Source organism: Streptomyces sp. NBC_01166, assembly GCF_045039765.1.
In the GTDB taxonomy this organism is placed as follows: domain Bacteria; phylum Actinomycetota; class Actinomycetes; order Streptomycetales; family Streptomycetaceae; genus Streptomyces.
In genome coordinates, this window is record NZ_CP108613.1 from 6,997,895 (window position 1) to 7,018,782 (window position 20,888).

The 20,888-nt window shown below is 72.0% G+C and carries 17 protein-coding genes; 12 read left to right on the top strand and 5 right to left on the bottom strand.

Annotated features, from left to right (window positions below; all coding sequences use genetic code 11):
• The first annotated feature begins 5 nt into the window (after positions 1-5).
• Positions 6-785 carry a response regulator gene (locus OG379_RS31660; protein ID WP_405666461.1) on the top strand — a complete coding sequence of 260 codons (780 nt, stop codon included), beginning with the start codon at positions 6-8 and terminating at the stop codon, positions 783-785.
• A gap of 25 nt (positions 786-810) precedes the next feature.
• On the opposite strand, the gene OG379_RS31665 is transcribed toward OG379_RS31660, so the two are convergent.
• Both OG379_RS31665 and OG379_RS31670 read right to left on the bottom strand, forming a co-directional pair.
• On the bottom strand, positions 811-1,572 hold the full coding sequence (locus OG379_RS31665) for a hypothetical protein (protein WP_405666463.1): 762 nt from the start codon (positions 1,570-1,572) through the stop codon (positions 811-813).
• 134 nt (positions 1,573-1,706) lie between these two features.
• Complete coding sequence (locus tag OG379_RS31670; RefSeq protein ID WP_405666464.1) at positions 1,707-3,200, bottom strand: Gfo/Idh/MocA family protein; 1,494 nt, start codon at positions 3,198-3,200, stop codon at positions 1,707-1,709.
• A gap of 435 nt (positions 3,201-3,635) precedes the next feature.
• On the opposite strand from OG379_RS31670, the gene OG379_RS31675 reads away from it, so the two are divergent.
• A complete protein-coding gene (locus OG379_RS31675) occupies positions 3,636-3,995 on the top strand; it encodes a hypothetical protein (protein ID WP_393765957.1) in 360 nt (119 codons plus the stop codon).
• Between the two features lie 194 nt (positions 3,996-4,189).
• Positions 4,190-5,680 carry an amidase gene (locus OG379_RS31680; protein WP_405666466.1) on the top strand — a complete coding sequence of 497 codons (1,491 nt, stop codon included), beginning with the start codon at positions 4,190-4,192 and terminating at the stop codon, positions 5,678-5,680.
• Here the strand turns inward: OG379_RS31680 and OG379_RS31685 are convergent.
• Both OG379_RS31685 and OG379_RS31690 read right to left on the bottom strand, forming a co-directional pair.
• Positions 5,586-6,467, bottom strand: a complete 882-nt coding sequence (locus tag OG379_RS31685) for a class I SAM-dependent methyltransferase (RefSeq protein WP_405666468.1) — start codon at positions 6,465-6,467, stop codon at positions 5,586-5,588. The two genes, OG379_RS31680 and OG379_RS31685, sit on opposite strands and share 95 nt — an antisense overlap.
• The gene (locus tag OG379_RS31690; RefSeq protein WP_405666469.1) at positions 6,464-7,444 is read right to left on the bottom strand and encodes a carboxymuconolactone decarboxylase family protein; all 981 of its coding nucleotides are present in this window, start codon (positions 7,442-7,444) and stop codon (positions 6,464-6,466) included. Before OG379_RS31690 ends, OG379_RS31685 begins: the two co-directional genes overlap by 4 nt.
• A 168-nt stretch (positions 7,445-7,612) precedes the next feature.
• Between OG379_RS31690 and OG379_RS31695 the strand changes: the two genes are divergently transcribed.
• From OG379_RS31695 to OG379_RS31705, 3 genes are all read left to right on the top strand, one after another.
• Entirely contained in the window at positions 7,613-8,749 is a 1,137-nt protein-coding gene (locus tag OG379_RS31695) for a sensor histidine kinase (protein WP_405666471.1), read from the top strand.
• A complete protein-coding gene (locus OG379_RS31700; protein ID WP_405666472.1) occupies positions 8,746-9,438 on the top strand; it encodes a response regulator in 693 nt (230 codons plus the stop codon). Before OG379_RS31695 ends, OG379_RS31700 begins: the two co-directional genes overlap by 4 nt.
• 99 nt (positions 9,439-9,537) lie before the next feature.
• Positions 9,538-11,760 (top strand): NADP-dependent isocitrate dehydrogenase, encoded by a 2,223-nt coding sequence (locus tag OG379_RS31705; RefSeq protein ID WP_405666474.1) that lies wholly within the window; start codon positions 9,538-9,540, stop codon positions 11,758-11,760.
• 102 nt (positions 11,761-11,862) lie between these two features.
• Here OG379_RS31705 and OG379_RS31710 read toward each other — a convergent pair whose 3' ends face one another.
• A complete protein-coding gene (locus OG379_RS31710) occupies positions 11,863-12,927 on the bottom strand; it encodes a biotin/lipoate A/B protein ligase family protein (RefSeq protein ID WP_405666476.1) in 1,065 nt (354 codons plus the stop codon).
• A gap of 519 nt (positions 12,928-13,446) precedes the next feature.
• On the opposite strand from OG379_RS31710, the gene OG379_RS31715 reads away from it, so the two are divergent.
• The 6 genes from OG379_RS31715 to OG379_RS31740 all read left to right on the top strand — a co-directional run bounded on the left by OG379_RS31715 (position 13,447) and on the right by OG379_RS31740 (position 20,870).
• Complete coding sequence (locus OG379_RS31715; protein ID WP_405666477.1) at positions 13,447-14,952, top strand: ABC transporter substrate-binding protein; 1,506 nt, start codon at positions 13,447-13,449, stop codon at positions 14,950-14,952.
• Positions 14,949-15,902: an ABC transporter permease gene (locus OG379_RS31720; protein ID WP_405666478.1), complete on the top strand. Its 954-nt coding sequence runs from the start codon at positions 14,949-14,951 to the stop codon at positions 15,900-15,902. Before OG379_RS31715 ends, OG379_RS31720 begins: the two co-directional genes overlap by 4 nt.
• On the top strand, positions 15,899-16,789 hold the full coding sequence (locus tag OG379_RS31725) for an ABC transporter permease (RefSeq protein ID WP_393765950.1): 891 nt from the start codon (positions 15,899-15,901) through the stop codon (positions 16,787-16,789). The genes OG379_RS31720 and OG379_RS31725 overlap by 4 nt, the downstream gene beginning before the upstream one ends.
• Complete coding sequence (locus OG379_RS31730; protein WP_405666480.1) at positions 16,786-17,889, top strand: ABC transporter ATP-binding protein; 1,104 nt, start codon at positions 16,786-16,788, stop codon at positions 17,887-17,889. Before OG379_RS31725 ends, OG379_RS31730 begins: the two co-directional genes overlap by 4 nt.
• An 83-nt stretch (positions 17,890-17,972) precedes the next feature.
• Complete coding sequence (locus tag OG379_RS31735) at positions 17,973-18,929, top strand: ABC transporter ATP-binding protein (protein WP_405668720.1); 957 nt, start codon at positions 17,973-17,975, stop codon at positions 18,927-18,929.
• Positions 18,930-19,004: 75 nt separating this feature from the next.
• Positions 19,005-20,870 (top strand): gamma-glutamyltransferase family protein, encoded by a 1,866-nt coding sequence (locus OG379_RS31740; protein ID WP_405666481.1) that lies wholly within the window; start codon positions 19,005-19,007, stop codon positions 20,868-20,870.
• Positions 20,871-20,888 lie beyond the last annotated feature (18 nt).

Here is a 20,888-nt window from a genome sequence, read left to right on the forward strand (position 1 = left end):
CGGACATGCCAGGCAAGAACTTCGAACTGCGGACCACTCCGGAGGAGACGGCCCTCATCGCCGACGCAGAGGTCGACAGTCTTGCGCAGAGTCTCGCTCGCCGTTTGCTGGACTCCTCGCCGCGTCCGGCGCCGGACGACCCGGCCCCGGCTCTGGCTCTGGCTCTGCTACACGTGCTGGAGAACCTTCAGCAGGCAGCCGAGCGGCTCCAGCGGGAAGCAGCCGTGGCTGCGGCCCGTGCGGGTGCCGGCTATCCACAGCTCGGTGCCGCCTGCGGTATGAGCCGGCAAGGCGCCCGGCGCCGCTGGCCAGGTCTTTTCCACCACTCCGACGAGAAACCCACGGAGCACCCGATGATCAGCACCAACCCCTCCCGCGCGTTCGACGTCCTGCTCGTCGAGGACGACATGGCCGACGCCATGCTCATCGAGGAGGCTCTCGCCGAGCGCGGAGCCCGCAATCTGGTTCAGGTGACCGACGGTGTCGCCGCTCTGGAACACTTGCGCGCCCCGGGCAACTCGCGGCCCGACCTGATCGTTCTCGACCTGAACATGCCGCGGATGAACGGCCGTGAGCTGCTGAAGGTCCTGAAGAACGACGAGGACCTGCAGTCCATTCCGGTGGTCGTCCTCACCACGTCCACCGCCCCGGACGATGTGACCGGCGCCTACAGCAGTCACGCCAACGCGTACGTGACCAAGCCCGTGAACCTGCAGGAGTTCGAGCAGGCCGTCCAGAGCATCGACGCCTTCTACCTCGACACCGCGACCCGGCCGCGCCCCTGAACGGCCACCTCGGCGAGCCGAAGCGTCAGGACTGCGCCGGAGCCCGGCCGAGCACGGCGCTGACGTCCACCGTCTCGTCAGCGGGCGGGGTGGCTGTGGGCACCGGCTCGTCGAAGCCGGAGAAGTCCACGGCCGCGTCCGCCCCGTCACCCAGCACGGTGATCCGCACCGGGTAGTGCTCGCCACCGGTGTCGACGTACGCCGTCAGCTTCTGTCCGTGCAGCGTCCTGGTGACCGGCACGGTCCGTACGCCGTCGACCGTCGTCACCTTCCCCTTGGTGAACGAACCGACGTCGGTGCCGGCGTTGTCGGAGACCAGTTCGCGGAAGGTGTCCAGATCGCACGCCTCCACGACGGGCCGCAGTCTGGAGTCCGAGGCGGAGCCCTTCATGTACCGTCCGGCGAGCACGGCCTCGAAGGCCGAGCCGCCCACGGGGACCTGGTTCTCCCAGAAGTCCGCGTCCGGCTTCAGCCAGACCGAGTCGCCCCGTTTGACGATCTCGACGGAACCCTTGTCCTCGCCGAGGTCCACGCCGCCCGCGCAGTTGCCGTTCCGGTCCAGGCTGAGGTTCACCGTCATCGGCGGACGGCCCTCCCCGAGGTCGCCCCGCGCACGCAGATGCACGGAGCTGACGTCCAGCAGCGCGTCGCGGGAGAGGTCGGCGATCTGCCCGGCGGGAAGCGATTCGATGTCGTCGTCCGCCTGGGCCGTCGTGGTGCCGGTGACGGCGAGCACGACCACGGCCGCACATGCGGCGGCACGAGTGGCGATGCGCTGTCCTGTCACGGCGCCTCCTCGGAAACGTCCCTGTTCAGGGCCTCCACGAGCGGGATTCACCCCACCTGGCGAGCGTACGCCCGCGCACGGTTGCGTGCACGACGGCCGGGCGTACGCAGGGTTACGCCCAGCGGCGCTTCCGGCTACGGAACGTGAGGGCCCGGCTGTGTGTTCCGCTCCGGGCGCCGCAGGATTCCGAGCGCGTCGACGGTCACGGGCAGCCCGGTGACCAGCGACTGATTGGCGGCGATACCGACCGCGACCGCGCGGAGCCCGTCGCGGTGGTCCGCCGCGCGGCCCAGCGGGTCGTCCTCCAGTCGCAGATCGCGACGGAAGACGTCCATGAGCAGGATGGCGTCGCCACCACCGTGGCCGCCGATACCGCCGGGGATCGGGATCTCCTCGGCCCGCTGCCAGTGCCGCTGGACGGTGAGCCGCTCGCCCTCCGGCCGCAGCGGGTCCTGCGTGACCGCGCCCGGGGTGGCCGAGGGATCGAGCACGGCGTTGCCCTCGGAGTCGAGCTCGATGAAGCCGCGCTCCACGACCTGCAGCTCGGCGCGGCCCTCCGTGCCGTTCACGGTGACCCGGTAGCCCTCCCACGGCCCGTGCGCGTTGAGGGAGTAGGTGAGGGTGGCGCCGCGCCGGTAGTCGACGAGGACGGCCATGTTGTCCTCGATGGTGACGCCGGGCGCGAACGGATCCTGGTCCCGGCGGTATCCGTCATGCTCCTCGGCCCGCAGATACAGGGCGTCCAGCCGCGGATCGGCGCGCAGGTCCAGCGAGAACGGGTCACCGTGCGCGCCCGTGCCGCGCTCGGGGCGCGGGCCCAGGCCTCGGGCGGCCGCGTTCCTGTCGCCGTAGAAGCGCAGCGCCCCGCTGGCGAAGACCCGGGCCGGCACGTCGTCGATCCACCAGTTCACCAGGTCGAAGTGGTGACTGGCCTTGTGGACGAGGAGGCCGCCGGAGTGGTCCTTCCGCCGGTGCCAGCGCCTGAAGTAGTCCGCCCCGTGCACCGTGTCCAGCACCCACTCGAAGTGCACACCGGTCACCTCGCCGACCGCCCCGGAGGCGATCACCTGCCGCAGCGTCGAGTTCCTGGGCGCATAGCGGTAGTTGAACGTCATGACCACCTGGCGCCCGGTGTCCTCGATGGCACGGCTGATGAGACGGCAGCCCTCCGCGTCGACCGTGAGCGGCTTCTCCACGACGACGTCCGCGCCCGCGCGCAACGCCCGGTCGACCAGCGAGGCATGGGTGTGATCGGGGCTCGTGACGATCACGGTGTCGACCCGCTGGGCGTCGATCATCGCCTCCAGGCCGTCCGGGGCCCAGCGAGGCAGGCGCGCGGGGCCGTCGAGGCCGCGGGCGCGTCCCACTTCCGTGTCGTACCAGTCGATGCGCGCGGGGTTCGGGTCCAGCCAGGCGACCAGCTCGCCCACATCGGCGTGGTCCCCGGACAGCGCGGCGACGTACATGCCGGCCCGATGGCCCGTGCCTGCCACCGCGTACCGTCGTCTGCGACGCGCCGGTGACGGGTCGGCGAACAGCGGCACCACGCCCCTGCCCGCGCTGCCGCGTGTGCTGGAGGCCGGTGCCGGGGCGGTGGGATTCTGGTCGACGGGGCTTCTCGAATTCACTGCACTCCTCCGGTGACGCGTCGCGCTCGAATCCTCGAAGCAGGTCCCCAGAGAGCCAACAGGGCCTGAAACGCTTCAAGTACTCCGCCGAAGCTAGGTAGGACTACAGGACGTGTCAAGGGCATCTGCTTTGAACCGTTTCACCTGACGCGATGCGGCTGCCGAGTTGTCGGCGACGGCGGGCACGGCCGGTTGCGCAGGCGCCCGCCATGGGTGGTGATGCGCCGCCCTGTGGCGGCGCCACGCCGGAAAATCCGCTGGTCAGGGCCTGAATGGGAGAGGTTCACCCCTTCCGGTGAGCGCACGCCCGCGCACGGTTGGGCGCACGGCTGACCGGGCGTACGGAGGGTGAGGTTCGGCGCTGTTTTCGGCTACGGAACGTGGGGGAGCACTGCCCCGAAGATCACCGGAACCCGACCGGAATCAAGGGGAGACATGAAGAAGCTGTTCAAGGGGAACGTCGTCCGCACGCTGGCGCGGGGAGCCGCCGTCACCGGTCTGACCGTCGCGCTCGCCGTGCCGGCCACCGTCGCGGTGGCTGTCGCACCCGCTGCCGCCATCCCGCCGGGTCTGTCGTGCGACACCGGCAAGCACGCGATCGACGACTACACCGGCTACGCGCTCTGCCGGAACAACGGTTCGGCCACGCAGACCTTCTGGGTGCACCTGGTCTGCGGCTGGTCGCCCGACGTGGACGGTGAGCACGTCACGCTGAGGCCGGGCGAGTCCGGGCAGTCGACCGCCCACTGCGCCGGCCTCGGTTCGGGGATCGGCGAGATCCACGTGCGCCCGTAGTACCCGCTGCCGCCCGCCCGTCTCCCGCATGTGCTCCCGGAGCGTCACCACCCGGGGGAGGGAGACGGGTGCCGGTCCGTGTGCGGCGTGCTTGAGCGGACCCCCCTGCCTCGTTACTCTCCGGTAGACCGCTCGGGCGGACTCCGGGCGGACCCCGGGGCCGGTGCTCCGGCGGACCCGAGGAGGCGGTGGCGATGTCCTCAGCAGACCCCACGGAGCGGACCGGGCCGATCAGGCCGGTGGAGCCGCCCGTACAGCCCGGACTCACGGACTGCGCCCGGGAGCTGGCCGAGGGCCGGACGACCTCGTCCGCGCTCGTCGCCGCGGCGCTCTCGCGCATCGAGGCGAGCCGCCACACCTTCAACGCCTTCCGCCAGCTCCGTACGGAAGCCGCACTCGCCGAGGCCGCCGAGGCCGACCTGCGGCTGGAGGCGGGGGAGCGGCTTCCGCTGCTCGGGGTGCCGGTCGCCGTCAAGGACGACACCGACGTCGCCGGGATGCCCACCTACTTCGGCTGTGACGGCGCACTGCCGCCCGCCACAGCCGACAGCGAGGCGGTCCGAAGGCTCCGGGCCGCCGGGGCCGTCGTCGTCGGCAAGACCAACTCCTGCGAGCTGGGCCAGTGGGCCTTCACGGAAGGGGCCGCCTTCGGCGTCACCCGTAACCCCTGGAGCACCGCGCACACGCCCGGGGGTTCGTCCGGCGGCTCCGCGGCGGCCGTAGCCGCGGGACTCGTCCCTGCCGCACTGGGTTCGGACGGCGCGGGCTCCATCCGTATCCCCGCCGCCTGGACCCACCTCGTCGGCATCAAGCCGCAGCGCGGCCGGGTCTCCGTCCACCCCAACAGCGACGCCTTCCAGGGCCTCACGGTCAACGGTCCCCTCGCCCGCACCGTCGCGGACGCCGCCCTCCTCCTGGACGCCGCGGCGGGACCGCACCCACGGGACCCGCACCGCCCGCCCGCCGTCGACGCGTCCGCCGCCGCCCGCCGCGACCCGGGCAGGCTGCGCATCGGCCTCTCCCTGCGGCCTCCGCCCACCCTCACCCGCAACGCGCCCCACCCGGAGGTCCTGCGCGCCGTCACCGCCCTCGCCGAAGTCCTCGCCCGGCTCGGCCACCACGTCGAGGAGGCCCACCCCCGCTACGGGCTCATCGGCCTCTCCTTCGTCCCCCGGGCCACCGCCGGCATCGCCGAACTCGCCGCGCTGCACCCCGAGCCCGCGCTCCTCGACCCGCGCACCCGCAGTGCCCTGCGCACCGGGACCCGTCTCGGCGGCCGGATCGTGCGGGCCGCCCGCGCCCGTGAGGTACGCCAGCACGCCAGGATCGGCGCCTTCTTCGACACGGCCCCGGGCGGCCACGGTTACGACGTGCTCCTCACCCCGACCACGGCCGCCCCGCCGCCACGGGTCGGGGCGTTCGACCGGCTCAGCGCCTGGCGCACCGACCTCGCGATGACGTCGGCCTGCCCCTACGCCTGGCCCTGGAACGTCCTCGGCTGGCCCGGCGTCAACGTCCCGGCGGGCTTCACCCGCGACGGCCTGCCCCTCGGCGCCCAGCTCCTGGGCCCCTCCCGCAGCGAGGCCCGGCTCATCTCGCTCGCCGCGCAGCTGGAGGCCGACCGGCGCTGGTACGAGCACCGGCCGCCGGCCCCGGGCGCGATCGGCGCGGCCGACGGGCGCTGACCACCCATACGCCCGCCCGCAGCAGGACGCCCTCCGGGGCCTCGTAGGGCCGGAACACGTCCGCCATCGCGGCACGCGTCCGGTCCGTGACCGGTGGCCCCTGCGCACGGGAGACGAAGAAATCCACCGCGTCCGCCGCGTCCCCGCCCCAGCGGGTCGCGGCGGTCACCGGCACCGAGGTGATCTCCTCGAAACCCGCGTCCCCCAGCACCGACGTGATCCGCTGCGGATCCGACAAGGACGCCATGGCCGCCGCCACGGAGGTGTCCACGGCGTGGTCCCCGCCCACCAGAGAGGCGAGAAGGCCCAGCGCCCGGCGCTCCTCCCCGTCGGTCGGGGCGGGCCGGGGAGAGACGAAGACCAGGCGGCCGCCGGCGCGCAGAGCCTCCCCGATGTGGGCGAAGGCCGAGACGTGGTCGGCGAAGAACATCACCCCGCCCCGGCTGATCGCCACGTCGTAGCCGCCCGGTTCGAACGGATGGACTTGGGCGTCGCCCAGCTCGAAGGTCACGTCGCCGTCCCGCGCGGGGTCGGTCAGGGCACGGGCCCGCGCGACGAGGGGCGCCGAGATGTCGACGCCTGTGACCCGCCCCCGCGGTGTCAGCCGGGCGGCCGCCCGGCTCGTTCCCCCGCTGCCGCACCCGATGTCCAGCACCCGGTCGGTCACGCCGATGGCCGCGGCGTCGAAGAGAGCCGAGTCGAAGGGCGCCAGCATCGCGTCGTACCGGTCAGGGTGATCGGCCCAGTGGCGGCCCAGAGGGCCGTTCCATGCCTCCGCGGCGTTCACGTGCGCCCCTCGGCAGTCGTCCGCATGGCGGCCTCGACGCGCTCGACGGCGCAGATCGCGCCGAAGGCGATCAGATGGACCAGGCAGTGGTCCGTGAACGGCGGCAGGCGCCAGGCCGCCACGTCCTCGTCGGTGATCCGGTAGGGGGCCCGTGCGGCGAGCAGTGCGAGCCTGGCTCCGGGCTTCTCCGCCCGGCTCGGCAGCGGTGCGTTCAGCGGCAGCGGTGCGACACCGTCCCAGCCCGCCACCGACTGCCGCACGAACGCGGCGTCCTCGTCGCTCAGCAGGCCCGCTCCCTGGCGCGCGGCGGACAGCAGCGCGCCGTAAGCCGTACCGACCGGGCTGTCCGCCGCCCACGGCGGGGCCTCACCGGCCGTTCCGAGCAGGGTCAGGGACGTGCCGGGGCGCAGGTCGCGGCGCACGGTCGCCGCCAGCGAGCGACCCGCCGTCCTCCGCACCAGCCGGTACTTCTCCAGGCCGCCCGGCAGCATCTGTTCGGAAAGCAGCGAGGACACGACCCGGTTGATGAAGTGGAAGGCGAGCGCAGTCCCCACGTACTCGGCGGTCTCGTGCTCAGGGAACGGCCGCGGCCTGCTCATGTCCTTGCCCCAGGCGAGCAGGCTGCGGTCGCCGGGGTCCTCCGGCTCACCGCCCCGTAGCACGGTCTCGGCGAGCCGGTGGTCACCGGTGGCGTGCAGCAGCACGGCGTGCGCGGTGGCGCAGAACGGACACCGGTTGGCCAGGGACACCCCGGCCGCCACCAGCTCCTTCCCGGTGCGCGAGGCGCGCCCCGCGAGCAGCGACTCCCGCATCAGGGCCCAGGTGGCTGTGAGCAGGGGAGGAGAGGCGGACAGGACGACGAACGTCGTGGCGTCCTTGATCCCGAAGTCGGTGGCCAGTTGCGCGTAGACGTCCGCCATCTCTCCGGTGGCGGACTTCGGCGGTGCGGGCGAGGTGTATCGGAAAGGTCCGGTCATGGCGACGATGCTCACCCGCGCCGCCCGCCCCGGTCGTCGTACGGGGGATGACGGTTGCGGCTGCCCCTGGGCGACGGGAAAACGTCCGTACTACTTCCCCGGGAGCAGTGGCGACACCGTCCTCCAGGACGACGCGCCCGTCGGCGTACGGGAGTTAGTGTGCCGCTCATGCGGGGGGACATCGACCGGCGGACACTGCTGGACGCGGCGGCCGCGGCGGTCATCGGAGCGGCCGTCGTCACGGCGGCGTGCCTGGCCTCCTCGCCCGGCGGCCTCGACGTGCTGCTCGTCCTGGCCGGCTCCCTGGCGCTCGCCGCGCACCGCCGGGCGCCCCGCGCCGTGCTCGTGGTGACCACGCTCTGCATGTTCGGGTACGCCGTCCACGCGCATCCGGGGAGCTGGGTCGCGCTCCCCGTGGTCGTCGCCGTCCACGCGGCGGCGCGCAACGGGTACCGGGCGCAGGCGGCCGGAGTCGGGGCGGTGTTCCTCGTCGGCTACTCCGCGGTGCTGTTCGTCTCCGTGCCGGGAGTCCAGGACACCGTCGAGCGCACACTGCTCCTGCTCGGCTGGTTCCTGTGCGCGGGAGTCACCGGCCTCATCGACAAGAACTGGCAGGCCTATCTGCGGCAGACCGAGAAGCGTGCGCTGGACGCCGAGCGCACACGGGAGGAGACGGCCCTGCGCCGGGCGGGCGAGGAAAGGCTGCGCATCGCCCGTGAACTGCACGACTCGCTGACCCACTCCATCTCGATCGTGAAGCTCCAGGCCGGGGTCGCCGTCCACCTGGCCCGCAAGCGGGGCGCGGAAGTGGAACCGGCGCTGCTCGCCATCCAGGAGGCGAGCGGCGAGGCGATGCGGGAGCTCCGCTCGACACTGGAGGTGCTCCGCACGGATGTGGTGGACCCAGGCTCCGGCCTCGACCGGATGGACGAGCTCGCCGGGCGGGCCCGGGCCGCGGGCATCGTGCTGACCGTCGCCGTCGAGGGTGACGTACGGGCCGTGCCGGCCGATGTCGACGGCGCGGCGTACCGCATCGTGCAGGAGGCGCTGACCAACGTCGCCCGGCACGCGGACCGGGCGGGGACGTCGGTGCGGCTCACCTACGCGGACACGGCGCTCGTCGTCTCCGTCGACGACGAGGGCCCCTGTCTGCCCGGCGACCACGTCACGCCCGGCACCGGACTGACCGGCATGCGCGAGCGGGTCACCGCTCTCGGCGGCACCCTCGAAACCGTGCCCCGCGCCCGAGGGGGCTTCTCGGTCCGCGCCGAACTGCCGCTGGCACCCCGGAGGGGCACCGGATGATCCGCGTCGTGATCGTCGACGACCAGGCCCTCATGCGCGCCGGATTCCGTGCGCTGCTGGACGCCGAGGAGGGCATCGAGGTCGTCGGAGAGGCCGCCGACGGACGGGCGGGCGTGGAGCTGGTCCGCGCGCACACCCCGGACGTGGTGCTCATGGACGTACAGATGCCCGTCATGACCGGGATCGACGCCACGCGCGAGATCGCGGCCGACCCGGCGCTCGACGGCGTGCATGTGGTCATCCTCACCAACTACGGTCTCGACGAGTACGTCTTCGACACCCTGCGCGCCGGGGCTGCCGGATTCCTGCTCAAGGACACCGAACCGGCCGAACTCCTGAGGGCCATCGAGGTCGCGGCGGGCGGCGAGGCCCTGCTCTCGCCGTCCATCACGCGCCGGCTGATCGGCGAATTCGTCTCCAGGCCCCCCGACCGTGCCACCGCCCCGGGCCTGGAGACGCTCACCCGCCGTGAGCGCGAGGTGACCGCTCTGGCGGCGCGGGGGCTGTCCAACGAGGAGATCGCCGTCCACATGGTGGTCAGCCCCTACACGGCCAAGACCCACATCAGCCGTGCCATGACGAAGCTGGGTGCCCGTGACCGGGCCCAGCTGGTCGTCTTCGCGTACGAGTCCGGGCTGGTCGAAGCGCGAAGGGCCCCCGGCACTCCGCGCCCCGCCGGACAGGAGTGACCGGTTCCGCCGGAATGGGCGCGGGCCACTGTGGAGAGGGGGCCGGTCACGAGATATCTTGATGTCAAGCAATGTTGCAGACGTGGAGCGGAGCACCCGGTGACTGACTCGACCATCATCTATACGCACACCGACGAGGCCCCTGCCCTGGCGACGTACTCGTTCCTGCCTGTCATCGAGGCGTACGCCTCGACCGCGGGTGTCACGGTGGAGCGCCGCGACATCTCCCTGGCGGGGCGGATCATCGCCGGCTTCCCGGAGCGTCTCAAGGCCGATCAGCGTATCGATGACGCGCTCGCCGAGCTCGGTGAGCTGGCCAGGACTCCCGGCGCGAACATCATCAAGCTGCCCAACATCTCGGCCTCGATCCCTCAGCTGAAGGCCGCGATCGCAGAGCTCCAGGAGCAGGGCTACGCGCTTCCCGACTACCCGGACGACCCGCAGACCGACGAGGACAAGGACGTCCGCGCGCGGTACGACAAGGTCAAGGGCAGTGCGGTGAACCCCGTCCTGCGTGAGGGCAACTCCGACCGCCGCGCCCCCGCGTCGGTCAAGAACTACGCCAAGGCGCACCCGCACCGCATGGGCGCCTGGTCCGCCGACTCGAAGACGAACGTCGCCACCATGGGCGTCGACGACTTCCGCTCGACCGAGAAGTCCGTCGTCATCTCCGAGGCCGGTTCGCTGCGCATCGAGCTCGCGGGCGACGACGGCACCACCACGGTGCTGCGCGAGTCCGTCCCGGTCCTCGAGGGCGAGGTCGTGGACGCCGCCGTGATGCGCGTCGCCGCGCTGCGTGAGTTCTTCACCGCACAGGTCGCGCGCGCCAAGGCCGAGGGTGTGCTGTTCTCCGTGCACCTGAAGGCCACGATGATGAAGGTCTCCGACCCGATCATCTTCGGCCACGTGGTCCGCGCCTTCTTCCCGAACACCTTCGCCAAGTACGGCGACGCGCTCGCGGCGGCCGGCCTGACCCCGAACGACGGCCTCGGCGGCATCCTCAAGGGTCTCGACTCCCTGCCGGACGTCGGCGCCGAGATCAAGGCGTCCTTCGAGGCCGAGCTCGCCGAGGGCCCCGCCCTGGCGATGGTCGACTCCGACAAGGGCATCACCAACCTCCACGTGCCGAGCGACGTCATCGTCGACGCGTCCATGCCCGCCATGATCCGTACGTCCGGCCACATGTGGGGCCCGGACGGCAACGAGGCCGACACCATCGCGGTCCTGCCCGACAGCAGCTACGCGGGCGTCTACCAGGTCGTCATCGACGACTGCCGCGCCAACGGCGCCTTCGACCCGTCGACCATGGGCTCCGTACCCAACGTCGGTCTGATGGCGCAGAAGGCCGAGGAGTACGGCAGCCACGACAAGACCTTCGAGGTCCCCGCCACCGGCACGGTGCGGGTCGTCGACGGCAAGGGCGACGTCGTGCTGGAGCAGGCCGTCGGAGCCGGTGACATCTTCCGGATGTGCCAGACCAAGGACCTCCCGATCCAGGACTGGGTCAAGCTCGCCGTCACCCGCGCCCGCGCGACCGGCAACCCGGCCGTGTTCTGGCTCGACGAGGGCCGCGCGCACGACGCCAACCTCATCGCCAAGGTCAACACCTACCTGGCCGACCACGACACCGACGGCCTGGACATCTCCATCCGGACGCCGGAGGAGGCCACGGCCTTCTCCCTGGAGCGCATCCGCCGCGGTGAGGACACCATCTCGGTCACCGGCAACGTGCTGCGTGACTACCTCACCGACCTGTTCCCCATCCTCGAGCTGGGCACCAGCGCGAAGATGCTCTCCGTCGTCCCGCTCATGAACGGCGGCGGACTGTTCGAGACGGGTGCCGGCGGTTCCGCGCCCAAGCATGTCCAGCAGCTGGTCAAGGAGGACTACCTGCGCTGGGACAGCCTGGGTGAGTTCCTCGCCCTCGCGGTCAGCTTCGAGCACCTCGCCACCACCACGGACAACGCGCGCGCCAAGGTGCTCGCCGACACCCTGGACCGGGCGACGGGCACCTTCCTCAACGAGGACAAGTCCCCGAGCCGCAAGATCGGTGGCATCGACAACCGCGGCAGCCACTTCTACCTGGCGCTCTACTGGGCTCAGGAGCTGGCGCGGCAGACCGACGACGCCGCGCTCGCCGAGGCGTTCGGACCGCTCGCCAAGACGCTGTCCGAGCAGGAGCAGACCATCATCGACGAGCTGGCCGCCGTCCAGGGCAAGCCGGCCGACATCGGTGGCTACTACCAGCCCGACCCCGCGAAGGCGGAGGCGGTCATGCGTCCGTCGGCCACCTTCAACAAGGCCATCGCGACCCTGGGCTGATCCCCCCGCATCGCGTTGAACCACGGCCGCCCCGGCAGGTGCTCACCTGCCGGGGCGGCCGCGCGCGTTCCGGGCTCCGCCCCGCCCGGCGGCCGAGCGTGCCTACGGCACCCGTGCCGTCCACTCCGTGCTGCTGAACTTCGTGGCGGCCAGCTCCTCCGCCCGCGCCAGCTCCTCGCCGGTGACACCGCCGGCGGCGAGTCCGTAGCGGTCGCGGAAGGACCGCACCATGCGGTCGATGACCGCCTCCCGGGGCAGGCCCGTCTGCCGGCGCAGCGGGTCGACCCTCTTCCTGGCCGACCTGGTGCCCTTGTCGGACATCTTCTCCTTGCCGATGCGGAGGACATCGAGCATCTTGTCGGCGTCGATGTCGTAGGACATGGTGACGTGGTGGAGGATCGCGCCCGGGCCGCCGTCGGGGCCGACCATGCGTTTCTGGGCGGCTCCGGCGATTTTGCCGACGTCCGTCGCGATGTCGTTGAGGGGCTGGTACCAGGCCTTGATCCCCATGTCTCCGAGCGCGTCGAGAACCCATTCGTCGAGATAGGCGTAGGAGTCGGCGAACGAAAGTCCTGAGACCAGGGAGGAGGGGACCGAGAGGGAGTACGTGATGGTGTTCCCGGCCTCCACGAACATGGCTCCGCCGCCCGAGATGCGGCGCACGACCGTCACGCCGTGGCGGGCCGCCCCCTCGGGGTCGACCTCGTTGCGGAGGGACTGGAAGCTGCCGATGATGACGGCCGGGGCGCCCCACTCCCAGACGCGCAGCGTCGGGGGCCGGCGCCCGGCGGCGACCTCGGCGGTGAGCACCTCGTCGAGGGCCATGTGCAGGGCGGGGGACTGCGGTCCCTCGTGGATGAGCTGCCAGTCGTAGTCGGTCCAGTCGGTGGCCCGGGCGAGTGCGCGCCGGACCGCCACGGCGACGCCCTCGGCGGTGATCCCGTACATGACGGTGCCCTCGGGCAGCATCGCTTCGATGCGGGTGGCCAGACCTGCGGCGTCGGTGTCGGCGGGGGCGCCTTCCAGCGCCTCGTCGATCGCGGTGATCGCCTCGTCGGGTTCCAGGAAGAAGTCGCCCGCGACCCGTACGTCGCGCAGCACGCCGTCCTGATTCGTCAGGTCGACCACCACGAGTTTGCCGCCAGGAACCTTGTATTCGCCGTGCATCGCCGGGCCTCCGATGAGTTGAACCGCTTGTGACGTCAGCGCTCGCGAGGCTCGTTGTCTTCCCCGCGAGTGACCATCGGTGATGAGGCTGCAGGACAGAGGATCAGGAAACCGCCGCAACGCGCGGTGACTCCGGTCCGTAGTCATGACGACGCCTGTCGGCGCCGCCGCCCAGGCCGACGTCGGGTGCGGAGCGGAAGGTTCCGGGCATCCGTATACGAACCGGAGGCCGCATCCAGGCCGTCGCGGCCTTGGACCCGCAGGTGAGCGGTCGTGCCGGGGCGACCGCAGGTGCTCCGTTATCCGATCGTCAGGTAAAACCCGTCCGCTATGTGAGCCGAGGCCTTGCCTTGCGGACTGTATGCGAAATACGGTCGGCGATATTCCTTGATCACCCCTGGCGGGAGGTAGGCCCCCGTGCGCCGAAAAGCGGTTGCCCTGGTGGCGGTTGCGTTGGTGTCCCTCACCTCGGGCTGCGCGTCGTTGCAGTCCTCGGCGACCGAAGTCGGTGGTGTGCGCATGACCGATGACCGGTCCGTACGCGACGGCGGGACACTCACCGTCGCTCTCAACTCCGACCCCGACAAACTGGACCCCACCCTCGCGCAGACCCTCGTAGGCCGCACGGTCTTCGCGAGCATGTGCGAGAAGCTCTACGACATCGACGAGGACGGCACCGTCGTGCCGCAGTTGGCCTCGTCGCTCCCCACCACCTCGGCCGACGGCCGTACGGTCACCTTCAAGGTGCGTCCGGGGGTGAAATTCAGCGACGGCACCCGGCTCGACGCCGACGCGGTCGTCACCTCGCTGCTGCGCCACCGCGATCTCCCGGGATCCGCGCGCTCCACCGAACTCGCACCGGTCAGCAAGGCCGAGGCCACCGGGCCGCTCACGGTCCGGCTGACGCTGGACCACTCCTACGTCCCGCTCACCGGCGTGCTCGCCGACCGGGCCGGGATGGTGATGTCACCCACCGCACTCGAGAAGTACGGGAAGAACTTCACCAACCACCCCTCCTGCGTCGGCCCCTTCCGCTTCGTCGAGCGCGTCGGCGGCGACCGGATCGTGCTCAAGAAGGACACGAACTACTACGACGCCGACCAGGTGCACCTCGACGGTGTGGTCTACAAGCCGATCCCCGACGGCAACGTCAGGCTCGCCAACCTGCGCTCCGGCGACCTCCAGGTCGGCGACCAGATGGCTCCCGTCGACGTACAGAGCGCCCTGACCGAGCCGAAGCTCCAGCTGTTCAACTCGCCCTCGCTCGGCTACCAGGGCATCGGACTCAACGTCGGCAACGTGAAGGGCCTCGGGCAGAAGCCCGGGAAGATCGACACCCCGATCGCCCGTGACGTCCGGGTCCGCGAGGCCTTCGAGCTGGCCATCGACCGCGAGCTGCTCAACAAGGTCGTCTTCCAGGGCATGTACGAACCGGCCTGCGGACCCATCTCCCCGCAGTCCGCCATCGCCCCGGGCGTCGAGCCGGAGGACTGCCCCCGGCGTGACGTCGACCGCGCGAAGGAGCTGCTGAAGGAGGCCGGGGTGAAGACCCCGGTGAAGATCGAGCTGAAGACGTCCACCACCCCTGAGCAGGGTCGCGTCGGGCAGGTGCTCCAGGCCATGGTCAAGGAGGCGGGCTTCGAACTGTCGCTCCGTCCCACCGAGTACGCCACCATGCTCGCGGAGACCGACGCCGGCGACTACGACGTCTTCACCAGCGGCTGGTCCGGCAGGCTCGACCCGGACGGCAACGTCTCCAACTTCCTCAAGACCGCGGGCGCCATGAACGCCTACGGTCTCGGCGACCCGGAGATCGACAAGCTGATCGCCGAGGGCCGCAGTGTCGCGGACCCCGAACGGCGCACCGAGATCTACACCGAGCTCACCCGGCGCGTGCAGGACGCCCACGCCCTGATCTACCTCTACCGGCAGAAGAACTACGTCGTCGCCGGCAAGGACATCGCGGGCATCCACGTCTACGGCGACGGACTGGTCCGGGTCAAGAATGCGGGGTACACCCGATGACGAAGTACCTGCTGACGCGCCTGCGTCAGTCCCTCATCACGCTCTTCCTCGTCAGCATCGTCGTCTTCGCCGGCATCCGGGCCCTGCCCGGCGACCCGGCGCTCGCGCTGGCCGGTGAGGAACGCAGCCCCGAGGCACTCGCCGCCGTCCGGGAGAGCTACGGTCTGAACGACAACGTCGTCATCCAGTACGGACGGTTCATCGGCCACGCCCTGACCGGCGACCTCGGCACCTCCTCCCGTACCGGCCTCCCCGTCGCCGACGCGATCGGGCAGGCCCTGCCCGTCACGCTGGAACTGGCCGCGCTCTCCCTGCTGCTGGCGATCGTGGTCGGCATCGGCGCCGGAGTGGTCGCCGCCGTCCGGCGCGGCAAGCCGGAGGAGTGGATCGCCAACGCCATCGCGCTGATCGGTCTCTCCATCCCGACCTTCTGGCTCGGCATCGTGCTCGTCCTCGGATTCGCCATCGCCGTCCCGGTGTTCGCCGCCTCCGGTTACGTACCCTTCGGCACCGATCCCGTCGACAACCTGCGCCGCATGGTGCTCCCCGCGATCGTGCTCGGCTCCGGCCTCGCCGCCGTCGTGATGCGCCAGACGCGGGCCGCGATGCTCGATTCGCTCTCCGCCGACTACGTCAGGACCGCCCGCGCCAAGGGTCTGTCCGGGGGCTCCGTCGTCGGCGGGCACGCGCTGCGCAACTCGCTCGTCACCGTCGTGACCGTGCTCGGCCTCCAGCTCGGCCACCTGATCTCCGGCGCCGTGGTCACCGAGCAGATCTTCGTCCTCCCCGGCTTCGGCAAACTCACCATCGACGCCGTCTTCACCCGCGACTACGCGACACTCCAGGCCGTGGTGCTCTGCACCTCCGCCGCGTACATCCTCATCAACCTGCTGGTCGACGTGGTCTATTCGGTCATCGACCCGCGCATCCGGCTCGGAGGTGCCCGGTGACCACCGCGACCACAGTGCTCCCCACCCCGCCCGAGGCGGGCAAGCGGAAGTCCGGCGGCGGCAAGCTGCGCGCCCTGCGCAGGAACCGGCTCGCGCTCACCGGCGCGGTCATCGCCGCCGTCTTCATCCTGGCCGCCCTGTTCGCCCCGCTCATCGCCCCGTACGACCCGTCGCAGCCCGACTTCGGGAACGTCCTGGCGGAGCCCAGCGCCTCGCACTGGCTCGGTACGGACGACCTCGGCCGCGACCAGCTCTCCCGCATCGTGCACGGCGCCCGCGCGTCCATGCAGGTCGGCCTCGTCGCCGTCGTGCTGGCCTTCCTCGTCGGCGTACCGCTGGGGCTGCTCGCCGGCTACTACGGCCGGTTCGCGGACACCGCGGTGTCCCGCCTCACCGACACCATGCTGGCTTTCCCCTTCCTGGTGCTCGCCGTCGGACTCGCCGCGATCCTCGGCCCGTCGCTCACCAACGCGACCATCGCCATCGGCATCTCGCAGATCCCCGCCGTCATCCGCATCACCCGGGCGGAGACCCTGCGGCTCAAGCACGTCGACTACGTCGCCGCGGCCGTCGCCAACGGGGGCGGCGACGGCACCGTCCTCTTCCGGCACATCCTCCCCAACGCCACCTCCGCCCTGATCGTCCAGGCGACCGTGGGCATCCCCGCCGCGATCATCGGCGAGGCGCTGCTGAGCTTCCTCGGCCTCGGCGTCCAGCCGCCGAACCCCTCGCTGGGTGTGATGCTCTCGGGCGCCCAGTCCTTCCTGGCGCCCGCCCCCTGGCTGGCCGTCTTCCCCGGCCTCGCGATCGTCGCGGCGACGCTGGCCTTCAACCTGCTCGGCGACGGGCTGCGTGACGTCCTGGACCCACGAGGAGCGACCCGATGACCGAGACCGTTCTCGAACCCGCGCGGAAGACGGCGGCCGAACCCGCCCTGAGCGTGCGCGACCTGTCGGTCTCCTTCCACTCCGACACCCGCACCGTGCACGCCGTCGACGGGGTCTCCTACGACCTGGCGCCCGGCGAGGTCCTCGCCGTGGTGGGGGAGTCGGGCTGCGGGAAGTCCGTCACCTCCATGGCTGCCATGGGCCTGCTCCCGCCGACCGCCCGCATCGGCGGCTCGATCAGGCTCGGCGGGCGAGAGCTGGTCGGCGCTCCCGAGAAGGAGCTCCGGCACGTCCGCGGCAAAGACATCGCGATGATCTTCCAGGAGCCGATGACCTCGCTGAACCCGGTCCTCACCATCGGCCGGCAGATCGGCGAAGTGCTCCGCCGGCACCAGGGGCTGAGCCGCAAGGAGGCCAGGGCCCGCGCCGTCGAACTCCTCGAACTCGTCGGGATCCCGGCGCCGGCACGCCGGATCGACGAGTACCCGCACCAGCTCTCCGGCGGCATGCGGCAGCGCGTCATGATCGCGATCGCGGTGGCCTGCGACCCGGCCGTCCTCATCGCCGACGAACCGACGACCGCCCTGGACGTCACCGTGCAGGCCGGCATCCTCGAGGTCCTCCAGTCCCTGCGCGAGCGCCTCGGCACCGCCATCGTCCTGGTCACCCACGACCTCGGGGTCGTCGCCGACGCCGCCGACCGGGTGCTCGTCATGTACGCCGGGCGAGCCGTCGAACAGGCCCCGGTCCACGACCTGTTCGCCTCAAGCCGGCACCCGTACACCCGTGGTCTGCTCGGCGCCGTGCTGCGGCCCGGCGGCGAGGGCAAGCGGCGGCTGCCCGAGATCCCCGGCCTGGTCCCGAGCCTCGACAGCCAGCCCGACGCCTGCACCTTCGCGCCCCGCTGCTCCCGCGCCGACGACACCTGCACCGGCAGCCGCCCCGGCTTCCGTGCCGTCGACCCCGAGGCCGGAGCGGACGCGCCGCACCGGGCCGCCTGCTGGCACCCGTACCCGGAGAGCGACGCCGAGGCCACCACCGAAACGCCCACGCGCCCCGAGGACCTCGGATCGCGACCCGACCAGGAGGCCGGAAAGTGACCACCGCACAGACCGTCCCCGCCCCGCGCGACGCCGACGGCGAGGACGCCGCCCCGCACCCCCCGGTGCTGGAGATCAACGGCATGGAACGGCACTTCGGTGCCTCCGGCGGCGGCACCGTCCGGGCCGTCGACGGCGTCTCGATCACCATCGGCCGCGGCGAGGTCGTCGGCCTCGTGGGCGAGTCCGGCAGCGGCAAGTCGACCGTCGGCCGCTGCGCCGTACGCCTCGACGAACCCACCGCCGGCACCGTCCACATCAACGGCACCGACATCAGCCACCTCTCCCGCCGCGCCCTGCGCCCCCTGCGCAAGGACTTCCACCTGGTCTTCCAGGACCCCTCGTCCTCCCTGGACCCCCGGATGACCGTCGGCCAGATCATCGCGGAGCCCATCCGGCTGCACCGCCGCGCCCGCGGAGCGGCCGTACGGGAACGGGTCGAGCAGCTGCTCGGCCAGGTCGGGCTGCGCCCCGAGCACGCCGACCGGCACCCCCACGAGCTGTCCGGCGGGCAGCGCCAGCGCATCTCGATCGCCCGGGCCCTGTCCTGCGACCCCGACCTGGTCGTCGCCGACGAACCCACCTCGGCGCTCGACGTCTCGGTCCAGGCGTCCGTGCTCAACCTCCTCGCCGATCTCCAGCGCGACCGGGGCTTCGGCTGCCTGTTCATCACCCACGACCTGGCCGCCGTCGAATTCCTCGCCGACCGGATCGCCGTGATGTACCTCGGGCAGATCGTCGAACAGGCTCCGACCGCCGAGTTGTTCGCCGCCCCCAAGCACCCCTACACCCAGGCACTGCTCTCCGCGGCGCCGGTCCCCGACCCCGTCGTCCAGCGCTCCCGCGAGCGCATCGTGCTGCACGGCGAGCTGCCCAGCCCGCTCGACCCTCCGCCCGGCTGCCGCTTCCACACCCGCTGCCCGCTCGCCGTCGACCGGTGCCGCACCGAGGTGCCCGCCCTGCGCGAGATCCCCGGCGGGCGGCAGGTCTCCTGCCATCTCGTGGCCGACGACGGCACCGCCCCGGACGCGGCGACCTGACGGGCCCCGCCCGCCCTCCGTACGATCCACAACGCACCACAGAACTCCGCACGCCCGCAGCAAGGAGCCGCACCCGTGTTCACCACCCGCCCCACCCTCCAGGGCACCTTCGGCATGGTGTCCTCCACCCACTGGCTCGCCTCGCAGTCCGCGATGGCCGTCCTGGAGGACGGCGGCAACGCCTACGACGCCGCCGTCGCCGCCGGATTCGTCCTGCACGTCGTCGAGCCGCACCTCAACGGACCGGCCGGCGAAGTCCCGATGATCCTCGCGCCGAAGGACGGCGACGTGCGGGTGCTGTGCGGCCAGGGCCCCGCCCCCGCCGGCGCGTCGGCCGCGCACTACCGCTCGCTCGGCCTCGACCTCGTCCCCGGCACCGGCCCGCTCGCCGCCGCCGTACCCGGCGCCTTCGACGCCTGGATGCTGCTGCTGCGCGACCACGGGACGAAGACCCTCGCCGAGGTCCTGCGCTACGCCATCGGATACGCCGAGGACGGCCACGCCCCCGTCGAGCGCGTCGGCCAGACGGTGGAGACCGTCCGCGAGCTCTTCGAGACCGAGTGGCCGACCTCCGCCGAGGTCTACCTCCCCGGCGGGAAGGCGCCCGAGCCCGGCAAGCTGTTCCGCAACCCCGCCCTCGCCGCCACCTGGCGCCGCCTGATAGCCGAGGCCGAGGAGAAGGGCGGTACGGACCGCGTCGCGCAGATCGACGCCGCCCGCGCCGTCTGGCGCACCGGCTTCATCGCCGAGGCGCTGCTCCGCCAGGCCGCCGTCCCCACCATGGACACCAGCGGCACCCGCCACACCGGCACGCTCGCCGCCGCCGACCTGGCGGACTGGTCCGCGACGTACGAGGCGCCCGCCACCTACGACTGGAACGGCTGGACGCTGGCCAAGGCGGCGGGCTGGAGCCAGGGCCCCGCCTTCCTCCAGCAGCTCGCCCTCCTCCCGGCCGAACTCCCCGCCTACGGTTCCGCCGACTACGTCCATCTGCTCATCGAGGGCTGCAAGCTGGCCATGGCCGACCGCGAGGCCTGGTACGGCGACGCCACCGGCGTACCGCTCGACGCGCTGCTCTCCGAGGCGTACAACGACGAGCGCCGGGCCCTGGTCGAGGACACCGCCTCCCTTGAGCTGCGCCCCGGCAGCCCCGAGGGCCGCGCCCCGGTCCTCAGCGCGCACGCCCACGCCGTGGCCTCCGGCGAGGCCGGCTTCGACGCCATGGGCATCCCGGTGGCCGGAGCGGGCGAGCCCACCGTCGCGAAGGAGGGCGCGGGCGAGCCGACGGCCACCGCGGACCGTGCCGGCGAGCCGACGGTGACCAGGGACGGCGCGACCCGCGGCGACACCTGCCACCTCGACATCGTCGACCGCTGGGGGAACATGGTCGCCGCCACCCCCAGCGGTGGCTGGCTCCAGTCCAACCCGGTCGTGCCCGAGCTCGGCTTCCCGCTCGGCACCCGCCTGCAGATGGCCTGGCTCGACGAGGATCTGCCGAACACGCTGACCCCCGGCCGCCGCCCGCGCACCACCCTGACCCCGTCCCTCGCCCTGCGCGACGGAGTCCCCGTCATGGCGTTCGGCACCCCCGGCGGTGACCAGCAGGACCAGTGGCAGCTGCACTTCTTCCTCGCCGTGGCGCTGCGGGACCGGGTCCGTGGCGGCCTCGACCTCCAGGGCGCCATCGACGCTCCCAACTGGCACAACGACAGCTTCCCCGGCTCCTTCTTCCCGCGCGGGATGCGCCCGGGCAGCGTCACCGTCGAGGAGGGCATGGACCCGGAGATCGTCGCCGAGCTGCGCCGCCGCGGTCACGACGTCACGGTGGGCGACGCGTGGTCCGAGGGCCGGATGTGTGCCGTCGCCAGGGACCCGGAGACCGGCGTCCTGTCCGCCGCCGCCAACCCCCGCGGGATGCAGGGCTACGCGGTCGGCCGCTGACCACCTGCCCGGGGTGCC